Source organism: Zoogloea sp. (genome assembly GCF_017302315.1).
Lineage (GTDB): Bacteria > Pseudomonadota > Gammaproteobacteria > Burkholderiales > Rhodocyclaceae > Zoogloea.
This window is the reverse complement of record NZ_JAFLDT010000066.1, coordinates 1-21931: the sequence shown is the minus strand read 5'-3', so window position 1 is coordinate 21931 and position 21931 is coordinate 1. Positions and strand designations below refer to the sequence as shown.

The following is a 21931-nucleotide window of genomic DNA, read 5'->3' as shown; positions in this document are numbered from 1 at the left end:
CCGGCCTGCCTTCACCGCCCCGGCCCCCCAGGCCCCCGCCGATCTGGACGACGCCTGCCGACAGATTGCCGCAAAACTGCGCAAGGCCCACCGCCCCCTGATCATCGCCGGTACGGGCGTGCGCCTGGCCGGCGCCGGCAGCGCCCTGCTGGCCTTTGCCGAAGCCCACGGCATTCCGGTGGCGACAGCCTGGACCCACGACCTCATCGCCAGCGACCACCCCCTGTTCGCCGGCCGCCCGGGCACCATCGGCACCCGCGCCGGCAACTTCTGCGCCCAGAACGCCGACTGCGTGATCGTCATCGGCTCCCGGCTCAACATCCGCCAGGTGAGCTACAACTGGGACAGCTTCGCCAAGGACGCCTTCATCGCCCAGATTGACGTGGACCCGGCCGAGCTGGCCAAGCCCTTCGTCCAGCCCCATCTGCGCCTGGCCTGCGACGCCCGGCTGTTCATCGACGCCCTCGCCGCCACCTGTGCCAACGGCCTGCCGGATGTCCGCCCCTGGTCCGCCTGGTGCCGGGACATCCGTGCCCGCTACCCCATCGGCGGCGCCCCCACCGACAGCCCCCAGCTCCACCCCTACGCCCTGGTGGAACGCATCTTCGACCAGCTGCGCGACGACGACATCGTGGTCTGCGGCAACGCCTCGGCCTGCATCTTGCCCTTCCAGGTGGGCCGCCTGAAGGCCGGCCAGCGCATGTTCAGCAACTCCGGCTCCGCCTCCATGGGCTACGACCTGCCCGCCGCCATCGGCGCCGCCCGGGCCGCCGGCAGCCGCCGGGTGGTGTGCTTCGCCGGCGACGGCAGCCTGCAGATGAACATTCAGGAACTGCAGACCCTCAAGACTCTGGGCCTGGACGTGCTCATCGTGCTGATCGACAACGGCGGCTACCTGTCCATCCGCCAGACCCACGAGAACTTCTTCGGCCGCATCGTCGGCGCCACCCCCGCCTCGGGGGTTGAGTTTCCCGACTTTGCCCGGGTGGCTGCCGCCTACGGCCTGGATGCCGTCAGCGTCAGCACCCCGGCCGACCTGCCGGCCCTGGACGCGGCCCTGGCGCGCCGCGGCCCGACCCTCATCGCCGCCCGGGTGGACCCGGCCCCTGGCTTCGAACCCCGGATCAAATCCCGCGCCCTGCCCGAGGGGGGCTTTGCTACCCCCGAGCTGGACGACATGTTCCCCTTCCTGCCCCCGGCCGAGCTGGCCGCGGTGCGTGCCGAGGCGCGCAGCCTCCGCGCCTGGACGGGTGGAGCCGGCGCGTGAGCACCGCGGGCTTTCCGTCCCTGAGCTTCGAGGACGCCGGCGCCGCCCTGGTGGACGCACGCCGGGATGGCGTGCTGATCTTCGGCTGCGGCAGCTTCGCCCGGGATCTCCACGCCGCCCTCGTCGGCCTGGGCATCACGGTGCGGGGCTTCGTCGTGTCCCGCGGCGAGGCGTCCCGGTTTGCCGACTGCCCGGTGGCCCCCCTCACGGCCCTCCCCGGCGGCTGGACCAGCCTGCCGCTGTGGATCGGCGTATTCAATCGCGAACCCGGCGCCGATCACGCGGCCCTGGCTTCCGCCTGCGAAGCCGCAGGCTTCTCCCGCGTCCTGCTGCCCCAACAGTACTTCGAAGCCCTCGGCGGCGGCATGGGCTGGCGTTATTGGCTGGACGAGCGGCAGGGCTACGCTGCCCACGCGTCCGAACTGCACGCCAGCTTCGCCCTGCTCGAGGATGAACCCAGCCGCGCCTTCCTCACCGCCATCCTGCGCTACCGGCTGGGGCAGACCCGGGGCATCCCCACCGCCCCCGTCTCCGGCCCCCAGTACTTCCCCGACTTCCTCACCGGCCTCGCCCACCCCCCGCTGGGCTTCGTGGATGCGGGCGCCTACAACGGCGACACCCTGGCCGAGGCGCAGCGCTACCTGCCCTTACACGAAGCCTGGGCCTTCGAACCCGACCCGGCCAACTTCCCGCTCCTCGCCGAGCGGGCCCGGGGCCTGGGCGTACCGGTCACCTGCCTGCCCTGCGGCGTGTCCTCGGTGAATGCCAGCCTGGCGTTCTCCGGCGGTCACGGCGAAGCCAGCACCCTGGGCGGAGAAGGCAACAGCCACATCCAGGTGCTGCGCCTTGACGATTGCCTGCCCAACGCCCGGGTGGGTTACCTGAAGCTCGACGTGGAGGGGCATGAGATGGAGGCCCTGGCCGGTGCCGAAGCCCTCATCCGTCGCAACCGCCCCGTCCTCGCCATCGCCGGCTATCACCGCCGCGACGACCTGTGGCGCATCCCTGCCTGGATCTCCAGCCTTGATCTCGACTACCGGCTGCGTTTCCGGATCCACGCCCACAACTCCTTCGACGCGGTCTTTTACGCTTACTGAGGTCCCACATCATGAGCAACGCCATCTTCGAAAACCTGTTCATCCTCGAACTCGCCAACAACCATTGGGGGCGCCTCGAGCGCGGGCTGCGCATCGTCAACGACTTTGCGCAGGTGGTGCGCTTCAACAACGTGCGAGCGGCCATCAAACTGCAGTTCCGCGAGGTGGACCACTTCATCCACAAGGACTTCCGCGGCCGCGAGGACATCCGCTACGTCAAGAAGACCGAGGCCACCCGGCTCAGCAAGGCCGAGTACCGGACCCTGGTGAAGGCCATCAAGGAGCGCAACTGCATCCCCATGGCCACCGCCTTCGACGAGGCCTCGGTGGACCTGTGTGAAGAGCTCGACCTGCCCATCATCAAGATCGCCAGCTCCGACATCAACGACTGGTTCCTGATCGAGCGCATCGCCGAGACGCGCAAACCGGTGATCGTGTCCACCGGCGGCTCCACCCAGAAGGACATCGACGACATGGTGACCTTCTTCGCCAACCGCAACATCCCGCTGGCGGTGAACCACTGCGTCTCCATCTACCCGAGCGAGGATGACGAGCTGGAGCTGAACCAGATCGACTTCCTGCGCCAGCGCTATCCGAAGAACGTCATCGGCCTGTCCACCCACGAGTACCACGACTGGACGTCGTCGATGCTGCTCTCCTACGCCAAGGGCGCCCGCACCTGGGAGCGCCACATCGACGTGGAAGAGGACGGCATCCCCGTGTCGCCCTACTGCTCCCTGCCCCACCAGATCGACCAATGGTTCAAGGCCTTCCACAAGGCGGTGGAGATGTGCGGCGGCACCGGCACCGCCAAGCGCGTGCCCAAAAAGAAGGAAACCGAATACCTGGACGGGCTGGTCCGTGGTGTTTACGCCAAGCGCGACCTCCCCGCCGGCTACGAGCTGCACCACCAGAACCTGGAGGACGACTTCTACCTGGCCATCCCCCTGCAGAAGGGCCAGCTGTCCTGCCGCGAAACCATGAACGGCCTCAAGCTGACCCGCCCCGTCAGCAAGGACTCGCCCCTGGAGATCGACGACGTGGACAGCCCGTATTCCCAGAACGAATCCCTGCGCAAGCTCATCTACAGCCGCGGCCTGTAAGCCTTCGCAGCTCTGACGCCATGTCACGCGCCCTGCTCCCCTCCCCCGCCTGCCCTGCCGTCCACGGCCGTCTCGGGGCGCTGCTGGATCACCTGGATACCCGCAGCCTCCACGGGCAGCGGATCTTCGTGACCGGAGGAACGGGCTTCTTCGGCTACTGGCTGCTGAGCCTGTTCGACCTGCTGCACCGCCAGGGCGTGGCGCTGAAGGTCTGCGTGCTGTCCCGCTCGCCCACAGCCTTCATGACGCACGCCCCCTTCTTCGCCGACGCCCCCTGGCTGGACTGGCAGCAGGGCGACATCAAGGATTTCAGCGCCCTCCCCCCCGCCGACCTGCTGATCCACGCCGCCACCGACACCGACGCCGCCGCCCATCGCCACCCGCTGGCGATCATGGACGACATCCTGCTCGGCACCCGTCACACCCTCGAACGGGCCCGGGAAGCCGGCGTGCGCCGCACCCTCTACGTAAGCTCCGGCGCCGTGTATGGCCGACAGCCTGCCGATGTGGCACACGTTCCCGAAGACGCGGCCTTTGCCTGCGACGCCCTGCATCCGGGCAGCGCTTACGGCGAGGCCAAGCGCGCCGCCGAGCAGTGGTGCCTGCAGTACGGCCAGCAGCATGGCATCGCCATTCCGGTCGCCCGCTGCTTCGCCTTCGTGGGCGCCACCCTGCCCCTGGACGGCCACTTCGCCATCGGCAACTTCATCCGCGACGCCCTGGCTGGCCGGACCATCCAGGTCAGCGGTGACGGCAGCCCCCTGCGCAGCTACCTCTACGGCGCCGATCTGGCCATCTGGCTGCTGACCCTCCTGCTGCGGGGACAGCATGGCCGGGCCTACAACGTCGGCGCCGACCAGGCCCTGTCCATCGCCGAGCTGGCCCGCCAGGTGCGCGACACCCTGGCCCCCGCAGCAGCCGTCCATATCGCCTGCGGCCATGACGACAAGGCCGGGCGCAACCGCTACATCCCTTCCATCCAGCGGGCGCGCCATGAACTGGCGCTGGACGCCTGGACGCCCCTGGAGGAGGCCATCCGCCTGACGGCGGAATGCGCCTCTCCCGTATCGCAACCCTGAGCAGTCGATGACCGCCATGCGCCAACTCTTTTCTGCCCCCCGCCGCCCGTACTACATTGATGCACCGGCCTATCGGCGCACGTCGGCGGGCATCCGGGTCCTGCACCTGCTGTGCCATGCCCTCAACAGCATTGGTGAGGAGGCCTACGTCTACCCGACCGAAACCAACCCGGCCCTCAACACCCCGCTGGTCACGCCCGAGCTCATCGAACGCCACAAGGCCGCCGGCCGTGAGCCCATCGTCGTCTATCCCGAAGTTGTCCCCGGCAACCCACGCAAGGCGGCCTCGGTGGTGCGCTACGTGCTCAACCGGGCCGGATTGCTGGGGGGCGACAGCGTCCATGCGGAAACCGAGCTCATCTTCGGCTTCGGCCTCAATGCGCTGCCGGACGGCGCAGACCCGCAGAACATCCTGTTCCTGCCGCCCATCGATACCGCCATCTTCAACAACCGGGACAACCCCTACGACCACCAGCGCAGCGGCAGCCTGCTCTACCCGGGCCGCCATCAGGCCGCCCTGTCCCAGTACCCCAAGCTGGCCGCCGAAGCCACCCTGATCACCTATAGCTGGCCCGAAAGCCACGAAGCCCTGGCCGAGCTGCTGCGCCGCAGTGAGGTGGTGTACTGCTTCGAGTCCACCGCCATCGCCGCCGAGGCGGCCCTGTGCGGCTGCCCGGCCGTGATCCTCCCGTCGCCCTTCTTCAATGGTGTCGCCCTGAGCGAGGCCGAGATCGGTCGCAACGGGATCGCCCTGAACGACTCGCCGGAAGAAGTCGCCTTTGCCCGCAGCAGCGTCGGAAAGATGTGGGACGCCTACCAGGCGGCGGAGGCACGCTTCTGGAGCCAGCTCGACCACTTTGTCGCCACCACCCAGGCCATGCCGGTCAGCGACGTCTCCGGGCAACCCGCCGAAACCCCGGCCGCAGCCGAGGCCCGGCAAACCTACGCCGTGTGGCGCAAGCGCCAGAGCCTGCAGGAAATCGACGCCCAGCTCCTCGCCGAACGCATGGTCCTCAAATGGACCCGGCGCCCCGGCCTGCACCTGCTGCTGGCCCTGAATCCGGGTGAAGAGAGCCTCCTTGCCGACACCCTCGACAGCCTGGCCGCCCAGCTCTATCCCGAATGGATGCTGACGGTCGTCACCGCCCTGCCCACGCCGGACGGCCTGGCCGACATCCCCAACCTGCAGTGGCTGTCCGTACGTGACCCGGCCCATATCGACTACGTCATCGACGAAATGGCCGCCGCCTCGCCGGGCACGTGGCTGGCCCGCATCGAACCGGGCGTTACCCTTGAGCCCCACGCCCTGCAGGTCATCGCCGACTACATCAACCACCGCCCCGACTGGCGCCTCATCTACTGCGACGAGGACACCCGCGACAGGGACGGCAGCTTCAACCAGCCCCTGTTCAAGCCCGATTTCAACCTGGACCTGCTGCGCGCCCAGGCCTATTTCGGCTGCCTGGTGTTCGTGGAGAAGCAGACCTTCCTGGCCGCCGGCCGCTATGGCGGGCACACTGGCGCCGAGACCTATGATCTCAGCCTGCGTACCCTCGACCATGCCGGCGAGGCCGCCATCGGCCATATCAGCCAGATGCTGGTGCATCTCTCCCGCCAGTCACGCCGGGCGATGGTGCCCGACGCCGAGCGGGCCGCCCTGGCCGACCACCTGACACGCCGCGGACTCGATGCGCTCATCCATGACGGCGCCCTGTTTGGCACCCGCCGCGTGGAGTACCGCTGGCGTGAGGCGCCGCTGGTCAGCATCATCATCCAGACCCGTGACCGGGAAGAGTACCTGCGTCCCCTGCTCGAGAGCATCGCCACCCGTACCCGCTACCCCCACTACGAAGTGGTGGTGGTGGACAACGACAGCACCGACCCGGACGCCCGCCAGTTCCTCGCACAACTGGGCAGCACGGCCCCCTGGATCGACCGGGCCCGCGTCGTCGCCTGCCCGGGCAGCTTCAGCTACGCCCTCGGTGCCAACACCGGAGCCGCCGCCGCCCGGGGTGACTACCTGCTCTTCCTCGACAACGACACCCACATCGTTCAGGACGACTGGCTGGACCGCATGATGTCCCTGGCCTGCCGTCCGGATGTGGGCATCGTCGGGCCGCGCCTCACCTACCCGGAAACCGCCAAGGTGCAACAGGCCGGCTGGATCCTCGGCCTGCGCGGCACCGCCGCAAGCGTGTGGAACAACGACGCGGAGATCACCGACCCGGGCTACATGGGCCGCGCCCTGTGCGACCAGAACCTGAGCGCTGTAAGCGGTTCGGCCCTGCTGGTACGGTGCAGCCTGTTCAAGCAACTGGGCGGCATGGACAGCGAGCGCTTCCCCCTCGTCCACAGCGCCCTCGACCTGTGCCTGCGCAGCGCCGACGCCGGGCTCAAGGTGGTGTGGACGCCCTACGCCATGCTCGTGCACTACGACGCGATCTCCCTCAAGGCCCGCCAGCGCAAGCCGGAGGGCGCCCTGACCGATCTCCTCGCTGCGCTCGACGCCAACGACCGGCTGCTGCAGCGCTGGCTGCCACGCCTTGCCAACGACCCGGCCTACAACCGCAACCTGAGCCTTGCCGACGCCTTCAAGCCGGAACACGTCGCCCCCATCGACTGGGACACCCATTTCCACGACCGGCCGCGCATCCTCGGCGTACCTCTCACCGGCGGAGCCGGCGAATACCGCCTGCGCGCGCCCCTGCGCGCGATCGGCCAGGCCGGCCTTGCTCAGACAATGATCTGCGAACCGCCCCAGGCCTTTTCAGTACGCATCCTGTCTCCCATTGAACTGGCCCGCGCCGCGCCCGATTCGATCATCCTGCATCAGCCCCTCGACGACCCCCAGACCGATGCCCTCGAAGCCTACGCCCGCTACACCCCGCAGGTGAAACGCATCATTACCATCGACGACCTGATCACCGCGCTACCGAAAAAGAATTCCTTCTACAAGTCCGGCTTCAAGGATGCCCGGCCACGCCTGCGCCGCACCCTGGGCATGGCCGACCGTCTGGTGGTCAGCACCGGCCCCTTGGCCGACATCTGTGTTGACATGGTGGGCGACATCCGGATCATGCCCAATTGCCTGGAAGGCGCCCTGTGGGGTGATGTGACGCCGCCCCGTCTTCCGCACAAGAAGCCCCGGGTCGGATGGGCCGGCGCCCAGCAGCACCTGGGTGATCTGGAACTCATCTATGGCGTTGTCGAAGCCCTGGCTGACGAGGTGGACTGGATCTTCATGGGCATGTGTCCGGAGCCACTCAAACCCTTCGTGAGGGAATCCCACGGCTTCGTGCAGGACTTCCGGCTCTATCCGCAGGCCCTGGCCCGGCTCGACCTGGATCTGGCCATCGCCCCGCTCGAGATCCATGCCTTCAACGAGTGCAAGAGCAACCTGCGCCTCCTTGAATACGGCGCCATGGGCTGGCCGGTCATCTGCACCGACATTCACCCTTACCAGAACGCCCCGGTCACCCGTCTGCCCAACGATCCGCAAAAGTGGATTGCCGCCATCCGGGAACAGCTCGCCGAGCCCGATGCCCTCCGCGCCGCCGGCCTGAACCTGCAGCGCTGGGTCGCCGACGGCTTCATCCTCGAAAGCCACGCAGCAAGCTGGTTTGCCGCCTACGGGCCATGAAGGCGGACGTGCTCTAGCCTGAAAGCATATGGATAACCGGCCAAAAACCCTGCAAATTCGCGACTTTCGGCCTAAAGCTTTGTTTTTTCGGGCCGCTATCTGAGGCCAAGCGGTAATCCGCCAACGGCTTGGCTAAGTATAAAAAATGAAAAAAGTCAACAATTTTCTAAAGTCCTTCCGGCACTTCCCGTTAATGATCTCAACGGCGGTTGCCTTACACATACCGGGCAAGGCGAACCAAAGTTAAGCCTAAACGCTTATCTTGAACGGACTTAAGGAGAACCAAAATGGCTGCCACTATCAACACCAACGCGATGTCGCTGAATGCACAACGCAATCTTTCCACCTCCCAGGCCAGCCTAGCCACTTCGGTGCAGCGCCTGTCTTCCGGCCTTCGCGTCAATAGCGCAAAGGACGACGCGGCAGGTCTGGCAATTGCCGACCGCATGAACTCCCAGGCCAGAGGCTTTGACGTGGCGATCCGCAACGCCAACGACGGTATCTCCATGGCGCAGACCGCTGAAAGCGCCATGCAGGCGGTGACTGACAACCTGCAACGGATGCGCGAACTGGCCGTGCAGGCAGCCAACGGCACCTACACCTCTGGCGACCAGGCCAACCTGAATACCGAATTCCAGCAACTGCAGCAGGAAATCCAGCGCGTTGTGGGCGGCACCACCTTCAACGGCCAGAACGTACTTAACCTTTCCTCCGCCGTGACCTTCCAGGTTGGCGCGGGCACCGCGACCACCGATACGATCAGCGTGCAGGGTAGTGCAGTATCGCTGTCCGGCGTGTCGGCCGCGGTGACCGGCAGTGTTTCCAGCGTGGGCGCAGCCACCGCAGCGATTGCGAGCATCGACACCCAGCTCAACAACCTCAACACTGCTCGCGCCACTTGGGGTGCGGTGCAAAACCGCTTCAGCTCGGTCGTCCAGACCCTGCAAGTTGCGTCCGAAAATGCCCAGGCATCCCGTGGCCGCATCATGGATGCCGACTTTGCCCAGGAAACCGCGAACATGACCCGCGGCCAGATCCTGCAACAAGCCGGCACCGCAATGGTGGCCCAGGCCAACAGCATGCCAAACAACGTGCTGTCCCTGCTGCAGTAAGGCGCTTCGAGAAAACGTGGCAGGCGCCGCACCCTGACCGGCGCGGCGCCGGTCGCACAACCGGGAGAACATCATGAGCATCCAGTCCGTCGGCGCGAGCAGCACGCAATACGCGCCCCCCGTACAGCCCCCTGCCCAGAACACCGGCGCTGGCGCAGTACGTACGGCGGAGGCCACTCCCGAGGCAGCCCGTGCCCAACAAGCCGCCACCACCCAGCCCCCGCCCCGAACCCCACCAAGCAGCGAGCAACTGACACAGGCCGTCAAGCAGATTCAGGACGTGATCAAGCAGACCGCCAACAGTCTGCAGTTCTCCATTGACGAAGACATCGGCGTGACGGTCGTGAAGGTCATTGACACCGAATCCAAGAAGGTCATCCGCCAGATTCCGTCTGAAGAGGTCATCGACATCGCCAAGGCGCTGGACAAACTGCAGGGTCTGCTGGTCAAGCAGCAAGCCTGAAGCCACGCCCCGGCGGGGCGTCGATATCCGCTGCCAGCCCCTCCCCTGGCAACATTGATCCCACCCCGCGGTGGGATTTTTTTCCCATCGTCACCGGTCGACCCCACGAACCGACGCGACGCAAAGCAGACTGGCACAGTCCATGCATAATGACTGCATTCCCGGCAAGGGCCTCAAGTTTGTTGAGCCACTGCCGTAATCGAAACCAGTAGCAACGAAGCACCACAGGGGTACATCATGGCAAGCCTTTCTTCCGCTGGCATTGGTTCGGGACTGTCGGTCGAGTCGTTAATCAGCGGCCTGATGTCCATTGAAAAGCAGCCGGTCACCAAGCTGCAAAGCCAGCAGACCAGCTTCCAGTCGAAGATTTCCGCGCTCGGAACCCTCAAGAGCGGCCTGTCGGCCCTGCAGACGGCAGCCAAGGCGCTCACACCGGCAATCGGCCAAAGTGCGACGGCAGCTTTTTCCGCTTATAAGGCAAGCCTTGCCGATTCGACGATCGGCACCGTCACTGCCGGCAACACCGCCGTTGCCGGAACCTACTCCGTCGAAGTCACCGCCCTCGCCACCAACCAGCGCCTGGCCCTGGGAAAGACCTACTCGGCGGGCGACCCGGTGATTGATTTCGGCGCGGACAGCACCCGTACCCTGACCGTCACCAAGGGAGGCACGCCAGTCAACATCACCCTGGAAAGCGGCCAGAACACCCTTGCCGGTGTCCGCGACGCCATCAACAAGGCTGAGGCCGGCGTCAACGCGACAATCGTGACGGACACGAGCGGCAAGCAGAACCTTTTGCTCACCGCAACGACCGGTGGAACCGCCGCAGCGGTCAGCCTGTCAGGCACCGCCACCTTCATCGACCCCGGCGCACCGGGTAGCCCCATTGCCGCCTCCAGCGCCTTCGCCGAAACCCAGGCCGCCACGGATGCCGCGGTGAAGATCCAGGGCGTCTCCATCGCCACCAAGGGCAACACGATTACCGATGCGGTTGACGGAATCACCCTCCAGCTGACGAAAACGGGCTCGACCAGTCTGACCGTCACCCGTGACAACTCGGAACTGAAGACCAAGGTCGAGAGCTTCATCAGCGCTTACAACACCCTGAACTCATCGGTGAAGAGTCTCGGTGCCTACAACGCCAGCACCAAGACCGGCGCAGTGCTCAACGGCGACGCGTCCCTGCGCACCATCCAGTCCCAGGTCCGGGGTGCCGTCACCAACACGCCCGCCAGCCTCAACACCAACGCGGTCAAGACCCTGGCTGACATGGGTGTCTCCTTCCAGACTGATGGCAGTCTGAAGCTCGACTCCACCAAATTCGACAAGGCCGTCAGCAGCAACTTCACTGCGGTGGCCACGGCACTCGGCGCCTACGGCGACGCGATGAAGACCACCACCACCAACTTGCTTGGAACGGGCGGGGTCATCGCCAGCCGCACCGACGGCCTGAACTCCAGCATCAAGAACCTCGACAAGCGTATTGAAGCGCTCAACACCCGCTTGACGATGATCGAAAAGACCTACCGGGCCCAATTCACTGCCCTGGATAAAACCATGACGAGCATGAACACAACCAGCAGCTATCTCACCCAGCAGTTGTCCATCCTCAGCAACATGGCAAGCAACTAACCCCGACCGGAGAACAAGATGTCGTTTGGCCTCGCCACCCGCCGCGCCGCCTCAGTCTATGCCGAAGTCGGCGTGGAGACCGGGGTCTCCACTGCAGATCCGCACAAACTCATCCTGATGCTCTTCGAAGGCGCACTGCTGCAGATCGGTACCGCCGGCATCGCCATGGACAACAAGGACATTCCCACCAAGGGGACCGCCACTTCCAAGGCTATCGAGATCATCACCAATGGGCTCAAGGTGAGCCTTGACTACGAGGCAGGGGGCGAACTGGCAGAGCGCCTCGGCGCCCTATACGATTACATGACGCAGCGTCTCCTCTACGCCAACCTGAACAACAGCCGGCCCGCCCTGGACGAGGTCGCGCGGCTGCTCAACGAACTGAAAGGCGCCTGGGAAGAAATCGGCACCTACGACCAGGCCAACCGCTAAGATCGCCGGAGAATATTGCATGAGCTCCCTCGCCCTTCTTCAACAGATGAGCGCCTACTCCACTGAAATGGTGGATGCGGCGCGGGCAAATGACTGGGATCGCCTGACCCGCCTGGAGCGGCAGGTAGCCTCCCTGCGTGACCGGCTTGGTGTCGAAGAGGCACTGGGCTTCCCGGGCCGCCCACGGCAGATGTCGGAAGAGGAACGCAAGAAGAAGGTAGCCCTGATTCGGCGGATCCTCGACGACGACAAGGAAGTCCGCGTCCACACCGACCCCTGGATGGACAACGTGCGCCAGCTGCTCTCGGGCGGTGTGCGCCAGCGCAACGTGCGCGTGGCCTACGGCGACCCCGAGATCGGCTGACCGCCGCCCCGCGCGGGCAAGCACACCATGATTCCCGGGGATCTTGCGGCTCGCCTGCGGATGCTTACCGAGGCGAGCTTCTTCTCGGGTGAGCAGAACGTTGCGCCCCTGGCCCGCGCCCGGGCCATACCCGCAGAACTGCCGAACTTCACCCCGGGCGAACGCATCACCGCCACACTCCAGAACATCAACAAGGACCAGACTTTTCAAGGCAGGGTCAATGGCCGTGAGGTGGTCCTTTCACTGCCCCAGTCCGTCAAGGCAGGTGACACCCTCGAATTGATCGTCAACGAGGTCACCCAGCGGGCCGTCTTCGCCAGTCTGGCCAATCCAGCCGCGCTCCCCTCCGACAAACCGGCCCTCAGCCAGACCGGCAAACTCATCAGTTTTCTACTGACCGGTCAGCCGTCTCCCGGAGCCACGCCTCTGAACGGGGGTGAAGCGCTGGCACCGTCCGCCCCCCAGACCGCGGCCGCCACAGCCCAACTGGCTGCCCGACTGGGCACTGCGGTAAGCGAGAGCGGACTGTTCTACGAATCCCACCAAACCCGCTGGCTCTCCGGACACCTGAGCACCGCCGCATTGCAGAAGGAACCCCAGGGTCAAGTAAGCGCACGCCAGGAGGCCAGCGGTGGGCTCGTCGCCTCCAACGGCTCCGATGAGACCGCGGGCTCCGGCACCACCTCGACCGTGACCACGAGCTCGTCCAGGTCGCACGACTCTGCGCCCGTTGCCGAACGCCTGCTGCCGCTGGTCCATCAACAGCTCGACACGCTCGCAACCCACCAGGTTGTATGGCAGGGGCAGATCTGGCCCGGGCAGCAGATGGAGTGGGAAATCGAGGACCCGAGCGGTCGCGCCGGCGAGGATGACGGCGACCCCGAACCCAACTGGAATACGACTCTGCGCCTGACACTGCCCGGCATGGGCGGCATTGAAGCACGCCTGCACCTGACACCGGCCGGGGTCGCCGTCCGGCTCATCGCAGATGAGGCCCGCAGTCGCGACATCCTCATTGCCGGTCAGCCCCGCCTGGCAGAGGCACTGGATGCCGCAAATGTGCCGCTCACCGGCATGGTGGCCGAGCTCACGGTGCCCGATGAACAGCCCTGAACGCCCCATCGAACCCCGCGCGGAGGCAGTTGCCCTGGCCTACAACGCCGGCAACGCCGCCCCGACGGTCGTCGCCAAGGGGCGCGGCCTGATCGCGGCGGAGATCATTTCCCGGGCGCACGAAGCCGGTGTTTATGTACACGAGTCACCCGAGCTGGTGGCGCTGCTGATGCAGGTGGATCTGGATGCCCGCATTCCCCCCGAACTGTACGTCGCGGTCGCTGAGCTGCTGGCCTGGTTGTACAGCCTGGAGCAGGGATCCCGGACCGGCATACCCGTAAAAACGGCCCCGCAACAACCGGGGCCGTCAGGCAAAGGGCCGACGTCGAATCAGGACGCCGGCGGCACATAGCCGCCGATCTGGTCGGCGCCGCCGCCGAAGAAGTAGCGCTCCAGCTGCTCCGCCAAATACTTGCGGGCCCGGGCATCCATCAGATTGAGACGATTCTCGTTGATCAGCATGGTCTGGTGTTTGACCCACTGCTGCCACCCCTCCTTGGAGACGTTCTCGAAGACCTTCTTGCCGAGCTCGCCGGGAAGGGGGGGGAAATCAAGACCTTCAGCCTCACGGCCGAGTTTCACACAATTGACCATCCGTGCCATTTTATTACCTCTAGAGTTGGGAAGCCCGCACGGCCATCAGCGAACCAGCCCGGGGCCGCCCGAGACACCTCCGGATTCTAGCCCGCCGGAGAAGTACGATCCAGCAGCCCGGCATTCGACTCGCGGGCGAACTCCCAGCAATTTCCGCCAAGGGCCTTGGCCACATACATGGCCCGGTCAGCAGCACCGATCAGGCGCTCGCCGTCGTTGTCGTGGCGCGGCCCGAGGGCGATGCCAATGCTCGCAGTAACGGCCACCGACTCCCCCGAGAAGGCAAAGCGCAGGCTGGCGATACACACACATACGCGGCGAGCCAGCTCGGAGAGGCCCTGGGCGGTGGCGATGGGCACCAGAATGGCAAATTCGTCGCCGCCCATCCGGAAGAACATCTCGTTGCGCCGCACCACGGCCCCCACCGCATTGGCCAGACCAATCAGCACTTCATCGCCGGCCTGATGCCCATAAAGGTCATTGACCGGCTTGAAGCCATCCAGGTCGATGGCCAGAAGCCCCACCGACTCGCCGTGGCGGCGCGCGTCGGCCAGCATGCGCTCAAGCTCCTCGTGGAAGCGACGACGGTTGTAAAGGTTGGTCAAGGGGTCACGTTCGGCCAGACACATCAACTGCTCGGCCACCCGGAGCTGCTCGGTCACATCCTCGAACACCCAGATGCGGCCAATCTCACCCGCGCCGTCAGGCCCCGGCACCACCCGCGAAAACTCCCTCACGACCCGGCCGTCCTTGCAATGGATCTCGAAAGGTTCGCTGGGCTCATGCCGCTTCAACACTTCGGCCACGTGGCCCTGGTAAGCCTGGGGATCTTTGAGGAACTGCACGATGTGCTGATGGAGGACCACGTCCCGCACACCAACGAAGCCGTCACCCGGTGGCAGGCCCCAGATGCTGAAAAGCGCCCGGTTGCAATACACCACCCGGCGATCCGTATCCATGAAGAGGATACCCATGCGCACCACGTCGAGCAGCGCCGACAGACGCGAACGCTCCTCGTTGCTGCGGCGCAGATAGTGCTCGGACAAGGCCTGGGCACGGCGCAGGGCCGCCACCGACTCGAGCAATTTGTATTCGGCCTCCTTGCGGGCCTGCACGTCGTTCATCGAAACACGCAAGCCGAGGAGCGTGCCGCTCTCATCACGAATGGGCTGCCAGCGGCAGGACATCCAGACCTGCCCCCCGGACTTCGTGAGCATCCTCAATTCGGATTCGGCAGCCCCCCCGGTCTGCAGCACTTGCCGCACCTGATCACGGCAGTACCGGCGATCCTTCTCATATACAAGGACGTCGATAAAATCACCGGCCAGCACCTCCTCAGGCGAATACCCGGTGGAAATTTCGACGGCACGATTGATCCAGTAGAGCTTGCCGGTCGGATCAATCCACCCCTCAATGGCGCCACCCGACTCGGCGGCAAACCGGAAATAGCAATCCCGGTTGTCACCGCCACCGCCGTCGGTGCAAGCACCCGGACCGCCTCCGGCAGCCCCCGCCCCGGCAAGCTCGGCAGTCATTCGGGCAATGCGCTGGCGCAGGAGCAGGACATAGACCACACCCGCCAGCCCGAGCATCATGACACTGCCCGCGACGGCCGTCGCCACGGGCGAAGCCATGCTCTCCGGAAGCGCCGCCAAGGCAGGCCCGGCCGTAAGCAACCCCAGCGCGGCGATCGGCAGGCGAACGGGGAAAACTGTCAGTAGGGATTTCACAGAGTCTTCATGAACACTTTTGAACGCCTGCTCACATCGTACATCTCCCGCTTCTGACGGGGCAGGTCCTCAGGCGGCGCCTCCCGGAAGCCCCGCTCCCGGAACCAGTCTGCCGTGCGCGTGGTAAGCACGAACAGGCGCTCCACCCCCAGCGCCCTGGCGCGGCTTTCCATCCGTCGCAGGAGCATCTCGCCGAGCCCGGCCCGGCGATGCTGCGGCACCACGGCGACGCACGCCATCTCCGCCGCCCGTTCATCGATGAAGGGATACAGCGCGGCACACCCGACCAGCACGCCATCGTAATCGACCACCGTGAAGCGCTCGATCTCCTCCTCCAGGCGCTCGCGGCTGCGGCGCACCAGGGTACCGTCCGCCTCCATGGGGGCGATGACGCTCCCCAAGGCGCCCACATCCTCGATCGTCGCCTCCCGCAAGCGGAAGAGAGGGTCGCGGGTCAGCACTGTTCCCACCCCCTGGGGCGTGAAGAACTCCAGCAACAACCCTCCATCCTTGTCCCGATCAATCAGATGGGCGCGGCCGACGCCCTGGCGCACTGCGCGGATCGCGCAGGGCAGGTAGAGGTCGAGATCCTCGGTCATCCCTTCGCCTGTCTTCAGCTTCGCTTCCGCATCGTCTGCGGTGATGGCCTCGATCAGGCCGCCCTTGCTGTCGAGCAGACCCGGCGCGTCGCACAGGTAGATGAGCTTCTCGGCCTTGAGGGCAATCGCCACGGCCTCGGCCACGGCCTCCATGCTCATGTTGAAGATCTCGCCGGCAGGCGAAACACCCAGCGGCGACATCAGCACGACGTTCTGCTGATCCAGATCCGCGGCGATCTCTTCTGCGATCACCTTGCGCACCGTGCCCGTAAAGCCGTAATCCACCCCATCCACCACCCCCACCGGCTTGGCCGTGACGAAATTGCCGCCCGTCACGCGCATGAAACTACCGGCCATCGGCGTGTTCGGCAGGCCTTGGGAAAGCAGGGCCTCCACCTCGATGCGAGTCACCGCCATGGCCGCCTTGACACACTCCAGCGCCGCCGCATCGGTTACCCGCAGCCCCTTGTGATAGCGCGGGCTCAGGCCACGGCGGTCAAGCTCTGCCTCAATCTGCGGGCGGGCACCATGCACCAGCACGAGGCGCACACCGAGGGCTGCCAGCAGGTTGCAGTCATAGGCAAGCGTCTGGGCCAGTTCGCCAGCCGCCACCTCGCCTCCAAAACCGAGCACGAAGGTCTTGCCGCGAAAGGCATGGATATAGGGTGCCGCAGCCCGTACCCAGGCCACGAATCGCTGGGAAAGATGGTCTGCCTGCCCGGAGGCAGACACAGGGGAAGGGATAGTCACGCTTGTTTCCGGAACAGCCGGGGCGGCAGGGGTTTGCATTTTAGAGTCAGATGTCCTTCATTTCCTGATTGCACTTTCCAGTTTTTCGACAAGCTCGGTGAGGATCTTGACCCGTGCAAAGTACTTGTTGTCGGCTTCGACGAGGATCCAGGCCGCGTTCTCGGTGCTGGTCCGGTCGATCATGTCGCACACGGCGGGCTCGTAGGCGGGCCATTTTTCCCGATTGCGCCAATCCTCCGCGGTGATCTTGTAACGCTTGAAGGCCTCCGCTTCCCTGGCCTTGAAACGCCGGAGCTGCTCATCACTGCTCACCGACAGCCAGAACTTGAGCACGATGGTCCCGGCTGACACCAGCTGATCCTCGAAATCGTTGATCTCGGCGTAGGCGCGCATCCAGTCGGCCTCGGAGCAATAGCCCTCCACCCGTTCAACCAGCACCCGGCCGTACCAGGAACGGTCGAATATGGCCACCTTTCCCTCCCGCGGCAAGCGCCGCCAGAAACGCCAGAGGTAGGGCTGGGCACGCTCCTCGTCGCTCGGGGCCGCAATGGGAATGACCGCATACTGACGGGTATCCAGGGCCTGCGTGACACGACGGATGGCACCGCCCTTACCCGCCGCATCCATCCCCTCAAACACCAGCACCAGACTGCGTCGCGCAAAGGCCTCACTGCGCACCGCCAGCGCCAGACGCCCCTGCAGTTTTTCAAGCTGCGTCTCATACGCTTTCTTGTCCAGGGGCTGGTCCAAGACCAGCGCATTGAGAAGGTTGCGCTGATCCACGCGGGCAGGGATCGGCGGCGCGGTCACCCGCTGCCGATAACCCTTGCCAAGGGCGTCAAGCTTGCGCTGTATGCTGTCGAGCAGGGTCTGACCCACCTGAACCGCCCGATAATTCGGATCGGAACCATCCACGATCACCCACGGAGCAAGGCCTGTGCTGGTACGGCGCAGCACGTGCTCGGCGACCTCCCGGTAGCGCTCGTATTCTTCATAGAACAACCAGTCCGCGTCGCGCACCCGCCAGCGGGTGTCGGGGTTCGCTTCCAGGGCTTTGAGGCGCTTCTTCTGCCCCGCTCGGGAGAGGTGGAACCAGAACTTCACCAGCAGCACCCCTTCAGCGGCGAGCATGGCTTCGAAACGGTTCAGTTCGGACAGGCGCTGGTCAAGGCGCGCTTTCTTGATGCGCCCGAAAGCCCGGTCACTGATCGGTTCCGAATACCAGTTGCCGAAGAGAATGCCTATTTTGCCCTTGGGTGGCAGAGCTCGCCAGAAACGCCACAGGAAAGGACGCTCACACTCCTCCTGGGAGGGCTTGTCGAAGGCATGGACCTCGATGTGACGCGGGTCCATCCATTCGTTGAGCAGGTTGACCGTCTCGCCTCGCCCGGCACCATCGATGCCGTTGATCAGGACGACCGTGGCGAAACCTTTCTTCTCCAGCAACTCGAACTGGGCATTGAGAAGATGCGTGCGCAGATCAGGCTCAATCAACTCGTAGTCCGTCTTTGACAGCCGGTGGCCCAGCTCCGCAGATTCAAACATCGCCCTCTCCCGGGAAATCACCCCAAAGGGTCTGCAAGGCCGCCAAGGCAGCCAAGCCCGCCGTCTCGGTACGCAACACCCGCGGCCCAAGGGCCAGGGGCGCGCAGCCGGCACGCATGGCCAGATCCAGCTCGCCCGACGACCATCCCCCCTCGGGTCCGACGAACACCGACACGGGCCCCGACGGCGCCGCCTTGCGGGCCAGTGCCCCATCGGCCCCCGGCGCCAGAATCAGGCGTGTGCCCTCGAACGGCAGTGACAGATAGCGGGACAGGGGCAGGATCTCACCCACCACCGGCACCCGATTGCGTCCGGATTGCTCGCAGGCCGCCACGGCGATCTGCTGCCAGTGGGCCACCCGCTTGACGGCCCGATCTCCGGCAAGCTTGAGCACGGAGCGTTCTGCCGCAACCGGCTGGATCGCCATCACGCCAAGCTCAACCGCCTTCTGGACAACCCAGTCCATCTTGTCCCCGCTCGCCAGCGCCTGCACCAGCGTGATTGCCAGGGACGACTCCCGCTCAATGGGCAGACGCGGCCCGAGACGCGCCGCAGGCTGCTTCCCGAGGGCGGTCAGGGTGGCGGAAAACTCGCCCCCCTGACCGTCGAACAAGACCACCGCATCCCCCACAACAAGACGCAGGACGCGCTCAGCATGGTGCGCTACAGGCGCAGGCAGTGGGATTTCACTATCGGGCGCGAGCCCGTCTGGGCAGAAGAAGCGAGGATTCATCATGCTATTATCGCCAAAAGCACGTCTCTTAACGGGACTGAAACGCAGGCCGCGCCCGCTGTTCAGCCCAGCCCGGGTCTGCCGTAAAAGCGGTAGCCCCCAACGCCCTAGCAGCCGATGACCAGCGCCCAGCGCCTCGAATACGCCCGCACCCTGGCAGAAATGGTCCGCAAGATGGCCCGCGAGACCATCCTGCCCCGCTATTTGCGTGCCGTGCGCGAACAGAAGGCCGACGGCAGCGTGCTGACCGAAGCCGATCTGGCATCCCAGGCCGCCCTCGTGGATTGCCTGCCCAGACTTCTCCCGGCACCGGTGCTCGGCGAAGAGATGACCGCCGAGGAACAGGGCCGGGTGTGGCATGAGGGCGTAAATGGCCTGTGGGTCATCGACCCCATCGACGGCACCACCAATTTTGCCAACGGCATCCCCTTCTTCGGCGTTGCCGTCGCCTATCTGGTCAATCACAAGACGCAGATCGGCGTTGTGTACAACCCCGTCACGGACGAAGCCTTCTATGCCGGCCGCGGCGCCGGCGCATGGCTCAACGACCTCCCCCTGCCCATGCGCCAGCCGGCGACCCATCTCAAGGAGGCCGTGGCCGGCGTGGACTTCAAGCGCATCAGCCACCACCTTGGCGATGAACTTGCCGTGCGCCCGCCCTATTATTCCCAGCGCAATTTCGGCTCCAGCGCCCTCGAATGGTGCTACGTCGCCGCGGGCCGCCTCGATGTCTATCTGCATGGCGGCCAGATGCTGTGGGACTACGCCGCCGGACGGCTGATCCTGGAAGAAGCGGGTGGCAGCTACAGCACCCTGGGTGGAACGCCGCTCACCGCGGGGCCGGCCATCAAGCGCTCGGTCATTGCCGCCGCCAGTCCCGGGCTCTTCGAGCAATGGCGAACCTGGCTTCACGCCCATTCCTGAGAGCCTACCGATCCGCCAGCGGCGCGTTTATTGCTATCACCAACCCAGGCCCCGGCTCCCGCGACGGAGTGCTTTTGGACCAGGCCATTCCACGTGCCCTGCTCCAAAACTACTCACCTTCGGGAAGCGGACATGTCCATGAAGCACCCCATCATCGTGGTCACCGGCTCTTCAGGGGCCGGCACCACCACGGTGAAGCATACGTTTGAAGGCATCTTCTGGCGCGAGAAGGTCAACGCGGCCATCATCGAAGGCGACAGCTTCCACCGCTATACCCGCGAAGAAATCCGCCGCCTGATCATGGAAGCCGAGAGCAAGGGCCAGCGGGGCATCAGCCACTTTGGCCCGGAAGCGAACCTGCTCGAAGATCTGGAGCAGCTATTCCGCACCTACGGGGAGTCGGGCTGCGGCAAGCGCCGCTACTACCTGCACAACGCCGAGGAAGCGGCCCGACGGGGCCTGCGACAGGGCGACTTCGCCCCCTGGGAAGACCTGCCCCCGGACACCGACTGCCTCTTCTATGAAGGCCTGCACGGCGCGGTCATCACCGACAAGGTCAACACCTGCCGTCACGCTGACCTGCTGATCGGCGTCGTCCCAATCACCAACCTGGAGTGGATCCAGAAGATCCACCGGGACACGCGAACACGGGGCTATTCCCTTGAGGCCGTGCAGGAAACCATTTTGCGGCGCATGCACGACTACGTGCATTACATCGTGCCCCAGTTCTCCCACACCCACATCAACTTCCAGCGGGTGCCCATGGTGGACACATCCAACCCCTTCATCGCCCGGGACATCCCGACGGCCGACGAATCCATGGTGATCATCCGTTTCCGGGATCCCCGGGGGGTGGACTTCCCCTACCTGCTGCGCATGATCCACGACAGCTTCATGAGCCGTGCCAACACCATTGTGGTGCCAGGGGGCAAACTTGACCTGGCCATGCAGTTGATCCTCACGCCACTGATCTGGAAGCTCATGGAACGCCGCCGCCAATGGGTGTGATGGACGCTCAGCGGGCCGCGGCGATGTCCTTGCCCACATCGGTCTTCATGTCGTCCCGGAATTCGCCTTCCCAGCCCTCCCCGCTGGCCCAGAAGAAGCGCCCCAGGCCATGCTTCTTGCCCAGCACCCAGGCGCCTTCATAACGGTTGCCATTCTTCCACGCGTAAGTGCCCTGGCCATGGAAGAGCCCCCGGGAGAACTCACCGGAGTAGCGATCACCCGACGCAAAGACCAGGGTACCGCGCCCGACGGGCTCCCCATCCCGCACGGCGCCCTCATAGCGGTTGCCACCCGGAAACTGGATGATTCCGTAGCCCGTGGCCCGGTCATCAACCCAGTCCCCCTCGTACCACTGGCCACTGGCCCAACTGAAACGGCCCTTGCCCTGGCGCCGCCCCTTCACCAGCGTGCCGGCAAAGCGCTCGCCATTGGCCCACTCCACCGTCCCCGTGCCGCTGACCTCGCCGCTCGCTGACACGATGGCAAAGGCACCACGATAAGTCGTGTCACCCGCGACCAGCACCCCGTCGGCCGCCGGAGCCGGCCTCGCATCGGAGGGCGTGCTCTCCACCGACCGAGGGGCGTCCGCCTGCACCTTCGGCCCTGTCGGGCCGGGCGTCACCGGCGCCGTGGCAGTACGGGCAGCTCCCGCCAGCGCGCCGCCAGCCACCGTCGCAACAGCCACGGTCGGTGCCGCCAGACTGCCGCCGGCGGGCGGTGGCGCAGTCACCACCGGCCCCGGGGGT

The 21931-nt window shown here is 65.5% G+C and carries 19 protein-coding genes and 1 pseudogene; 14 read left to right on the top strand and 6 right to left on the bottom strand.

Going from position 1 to position 21931, the window contains the following annotated elements; all coding sequences use genetic code 11:
• From J0L98_RS16535 to J0L98_RS16480, 12 genes are all read left to right on the top strand, one after another.
• Positions 1–1267 (top strand): thiamine pyrophosphate-dependent enzyme (locus J0L98_RS16535; RefSeq protein WP_296412921.1); only part of this gene is annotated, 1267 nt, incomplete at its 5' end.
• Entirely contained in the window at positions 1264–2364 is a 1101-nt protein-coding gene (locus tag J0L98_RS16530; protein ID WP_296412920.1) for an FkbM family methyltransferase, read from the top strand. The genes J0L98_RS16535 and J0L98_RS16530, both read left to right, overlap by 4 nt.
• 11 nt (positions 2365–2375) lie before the next feature.
• The gene (locus J0L98_RS16525; RefSeq protein WP_296412919.1) at positions 2376–3467 is read left to right on the top strand and encodes an N-acetylneuraminate synthase family protein; all 1092 of its coding nucleotides are present in this window, start codon (positions 2376–2378) and stop codon (positions 3465–3467) included.
• A 20-nt stretch (positions 3468–3487) separates the two neighbouring features.
• Entirely contained in the window at positions 3488–4546 is a 1059-nt protein-coding gene (locus J0L98_RS16520; protein WP_296412918.1) for an NAD(P)-dependent oxidoreductase, read from the top strand.
• 7 nt (positions 4547–4553) lie between these two features.
• A complete protein-coding gene (locus tag J0L98_RS16515; protein ID WP_296412917.1) occupies positions 4554–8186 on the top strand; it encodes a glycosyltransferase in 3633 nt (1210 codons plus the stop codon).
• Positions 8187–8473: 287 nt separating this feature from the next.
• A complete protein-coding gene (locus tag J0L98_RS16510; protein ID WP_296412916.1) occupies positions 8474–9298 on the top strand; it encodes a flagellin in 825 nt (274 codons plus the stop codon).
• A gap of 73 nt (positions 9299–9371) precedes the next feature.
• A complete protein-coding gene (locus J0L98_RS16505; protein WP_296412915.1) occupies positions 9372–9761 on the top strand; it encodes a flagellar protein FlaG in 390 nt (129 codons plus the stop codon).
• Positions 9762–9998: 237 nt separating this feature from the next.
• Complete coding sequence (fliD, locus tag J0L98_RS16500) at positions 9999–11393, top strand: flagellar filament capping protein FliD (protein WP_296412914.1); 1395 nt, start codon at positions 9999–10001, stop codon at positions 11391–11393.
• Between the two features lie 18 nt (positions 11394–11411).
• Complete coding sequence (fliS, locus tag J0L98_RS16495; RefSeq protein ID WP_296408566.1) at positions 11412–11825, top strand: flagellar export chaperone FliS; 414 nt, start codon at positions 11412–11414, stop codon at positions 11823–11825.
• Between the two features lie 19 nt (positions 11826–11844).
• The gene (locus J0L98_RS16490) at positions 11845–12189 is read left to right on the top strand and encodes a flagellar protein FliT (protein WP_296408567.1); all 345 of its coding nucleotides are present in this window, start codon (positions 11845–11847) and stop codon (positions 12187–12189) included.
• A gap of 27 nt (positions 12190–12216) precedes the next feature.
• Positions 12217–13302: a flagellar hook-length control protein FliK gene (locus tag J0L98_RS16485; RefSeq protein WP_296412913.1), complete on the top strand. Its 1086-nt coding sequence runs from the start codon at positions 12217–12219 to the stop codon at positions 13300–13302.
• Entirely contained in the window at positions 13289–13654 is a 366-nt protein-coding gene (locus tag J0L98_RS16480; RefSeq protein WP_296412912.1) for an EscU/YscU/HrcU family type III secretion system export apparatus switch protein, read from the top strand. The genes J0L98_RS16485 and J0L98_RS16480 overlap by 14 nt, the downstream gene beginning before the upstream one ends.
• Here the strand turns inward: J0L98_RS16480 and J0L98_RS16475 are convergent.
• The 5 genes from J0L98_RS16475 to J0L98_RS16455 form a co-directional block, all read right to left on the bottom strand.
• Positions 13633–13905, bottom strand: a complete 273-nt coding sequence (locus tag J0L98_RS16475; protein WP_296408570.1) for an oxidative damage protection protein — start codon at positions 13903–13905, stop codon at positions 13633–13635. The genes J0L98_RS16480 and J0L98_RS16475 overlap by 22 nt on opposite strands.
• 77 nt (positions 13906–13982) lie before the next feature.
• On the bottom strand, positions 13983–15530 hold the full coding sequence (locus J0L98_RS16470; RefSeq protein ID WP_296412911.1) for a diguanylate cyclase: 1548 nt from the start codon (positions 15528–15530) through the stop codon (positions 13983–13985).
• Positions 15531–15622: 92 nt separating this feature from the next.
• Positions 15623–16975: an amino-acid N-acetyltransferase gene (gene argA / locus J0L98_RS16465; protein WP_296408572.1), complete on the bottom strand. Its 1353-nt coding sequence runs from the start codon at positions 16973–16975 to the stop codon at positions 15623–15625.
• A gap of 57 nt (positions 16976–17032) precedes the next feature.
• Positions 17033–18520, bottom strand: coding sequence for a polyphosphate:AMP phosphotransferase (gene pap / locus J0L98_RS16460; protein WP_296412909.1), 1488 nt, complete (start codon positions 18518–18520; stop codon positions 17033–17035).
• A complete protein-coding gene (locus tag J0L98_RS16455; protein ID WP_296412922.1) occupies positions 18513–19253 on the bottom strand; it encodes a 16S rRNA (uracil(1498)-N(3))-methyltransferase in 741 nt (246 codons plus the stop codon). The genes pap and J0L98_RS16455 overlap by 8 nt, the downstream gene beginning before the upstream one ends.
• 117 nt (positions 19254–19370) lie before the next feature.
• Here J0L98_RS16455 and J0L98_RS16450 point away from each other — a divergent pair, with 117 nt between their 5' ends.
• Together J0L98_RS16450 and J0L98_RS16445 are read left to right on the top strand one after the other, a co-directional pair.
• Positions 19371–20177 (top strand): inositol monophosphatase, encoded by an 807-nt coding sequence (locus J0L98_RS16450; RefSeq protein WP_296412907.1) that lies wholly within the window; start codon positions 19371–19373, stop codon positions 20175–20177.
• 132 nt (positions 20178–20309) lie between these two features.
• Complete coding sequence (locus J0L98_RS16445; RefSeq protein WP_296412906.1) at positions 20310–21185, top strand: phosphoribulokinase; 876 nt, start codon at positions 20310–20312, stop codon at positions 21183–21185.
• 7 nt (positions 21186–21192) lie between these two features.
• Here J0L98_RS16445 and J0L98_RS16440 read toward each other — a convergent pair.
• Positions 21193–21931, bottom strand: a pseudogene (locus tag J0L98_RS16440) (hypothetical protein); the annotation flags it as partial.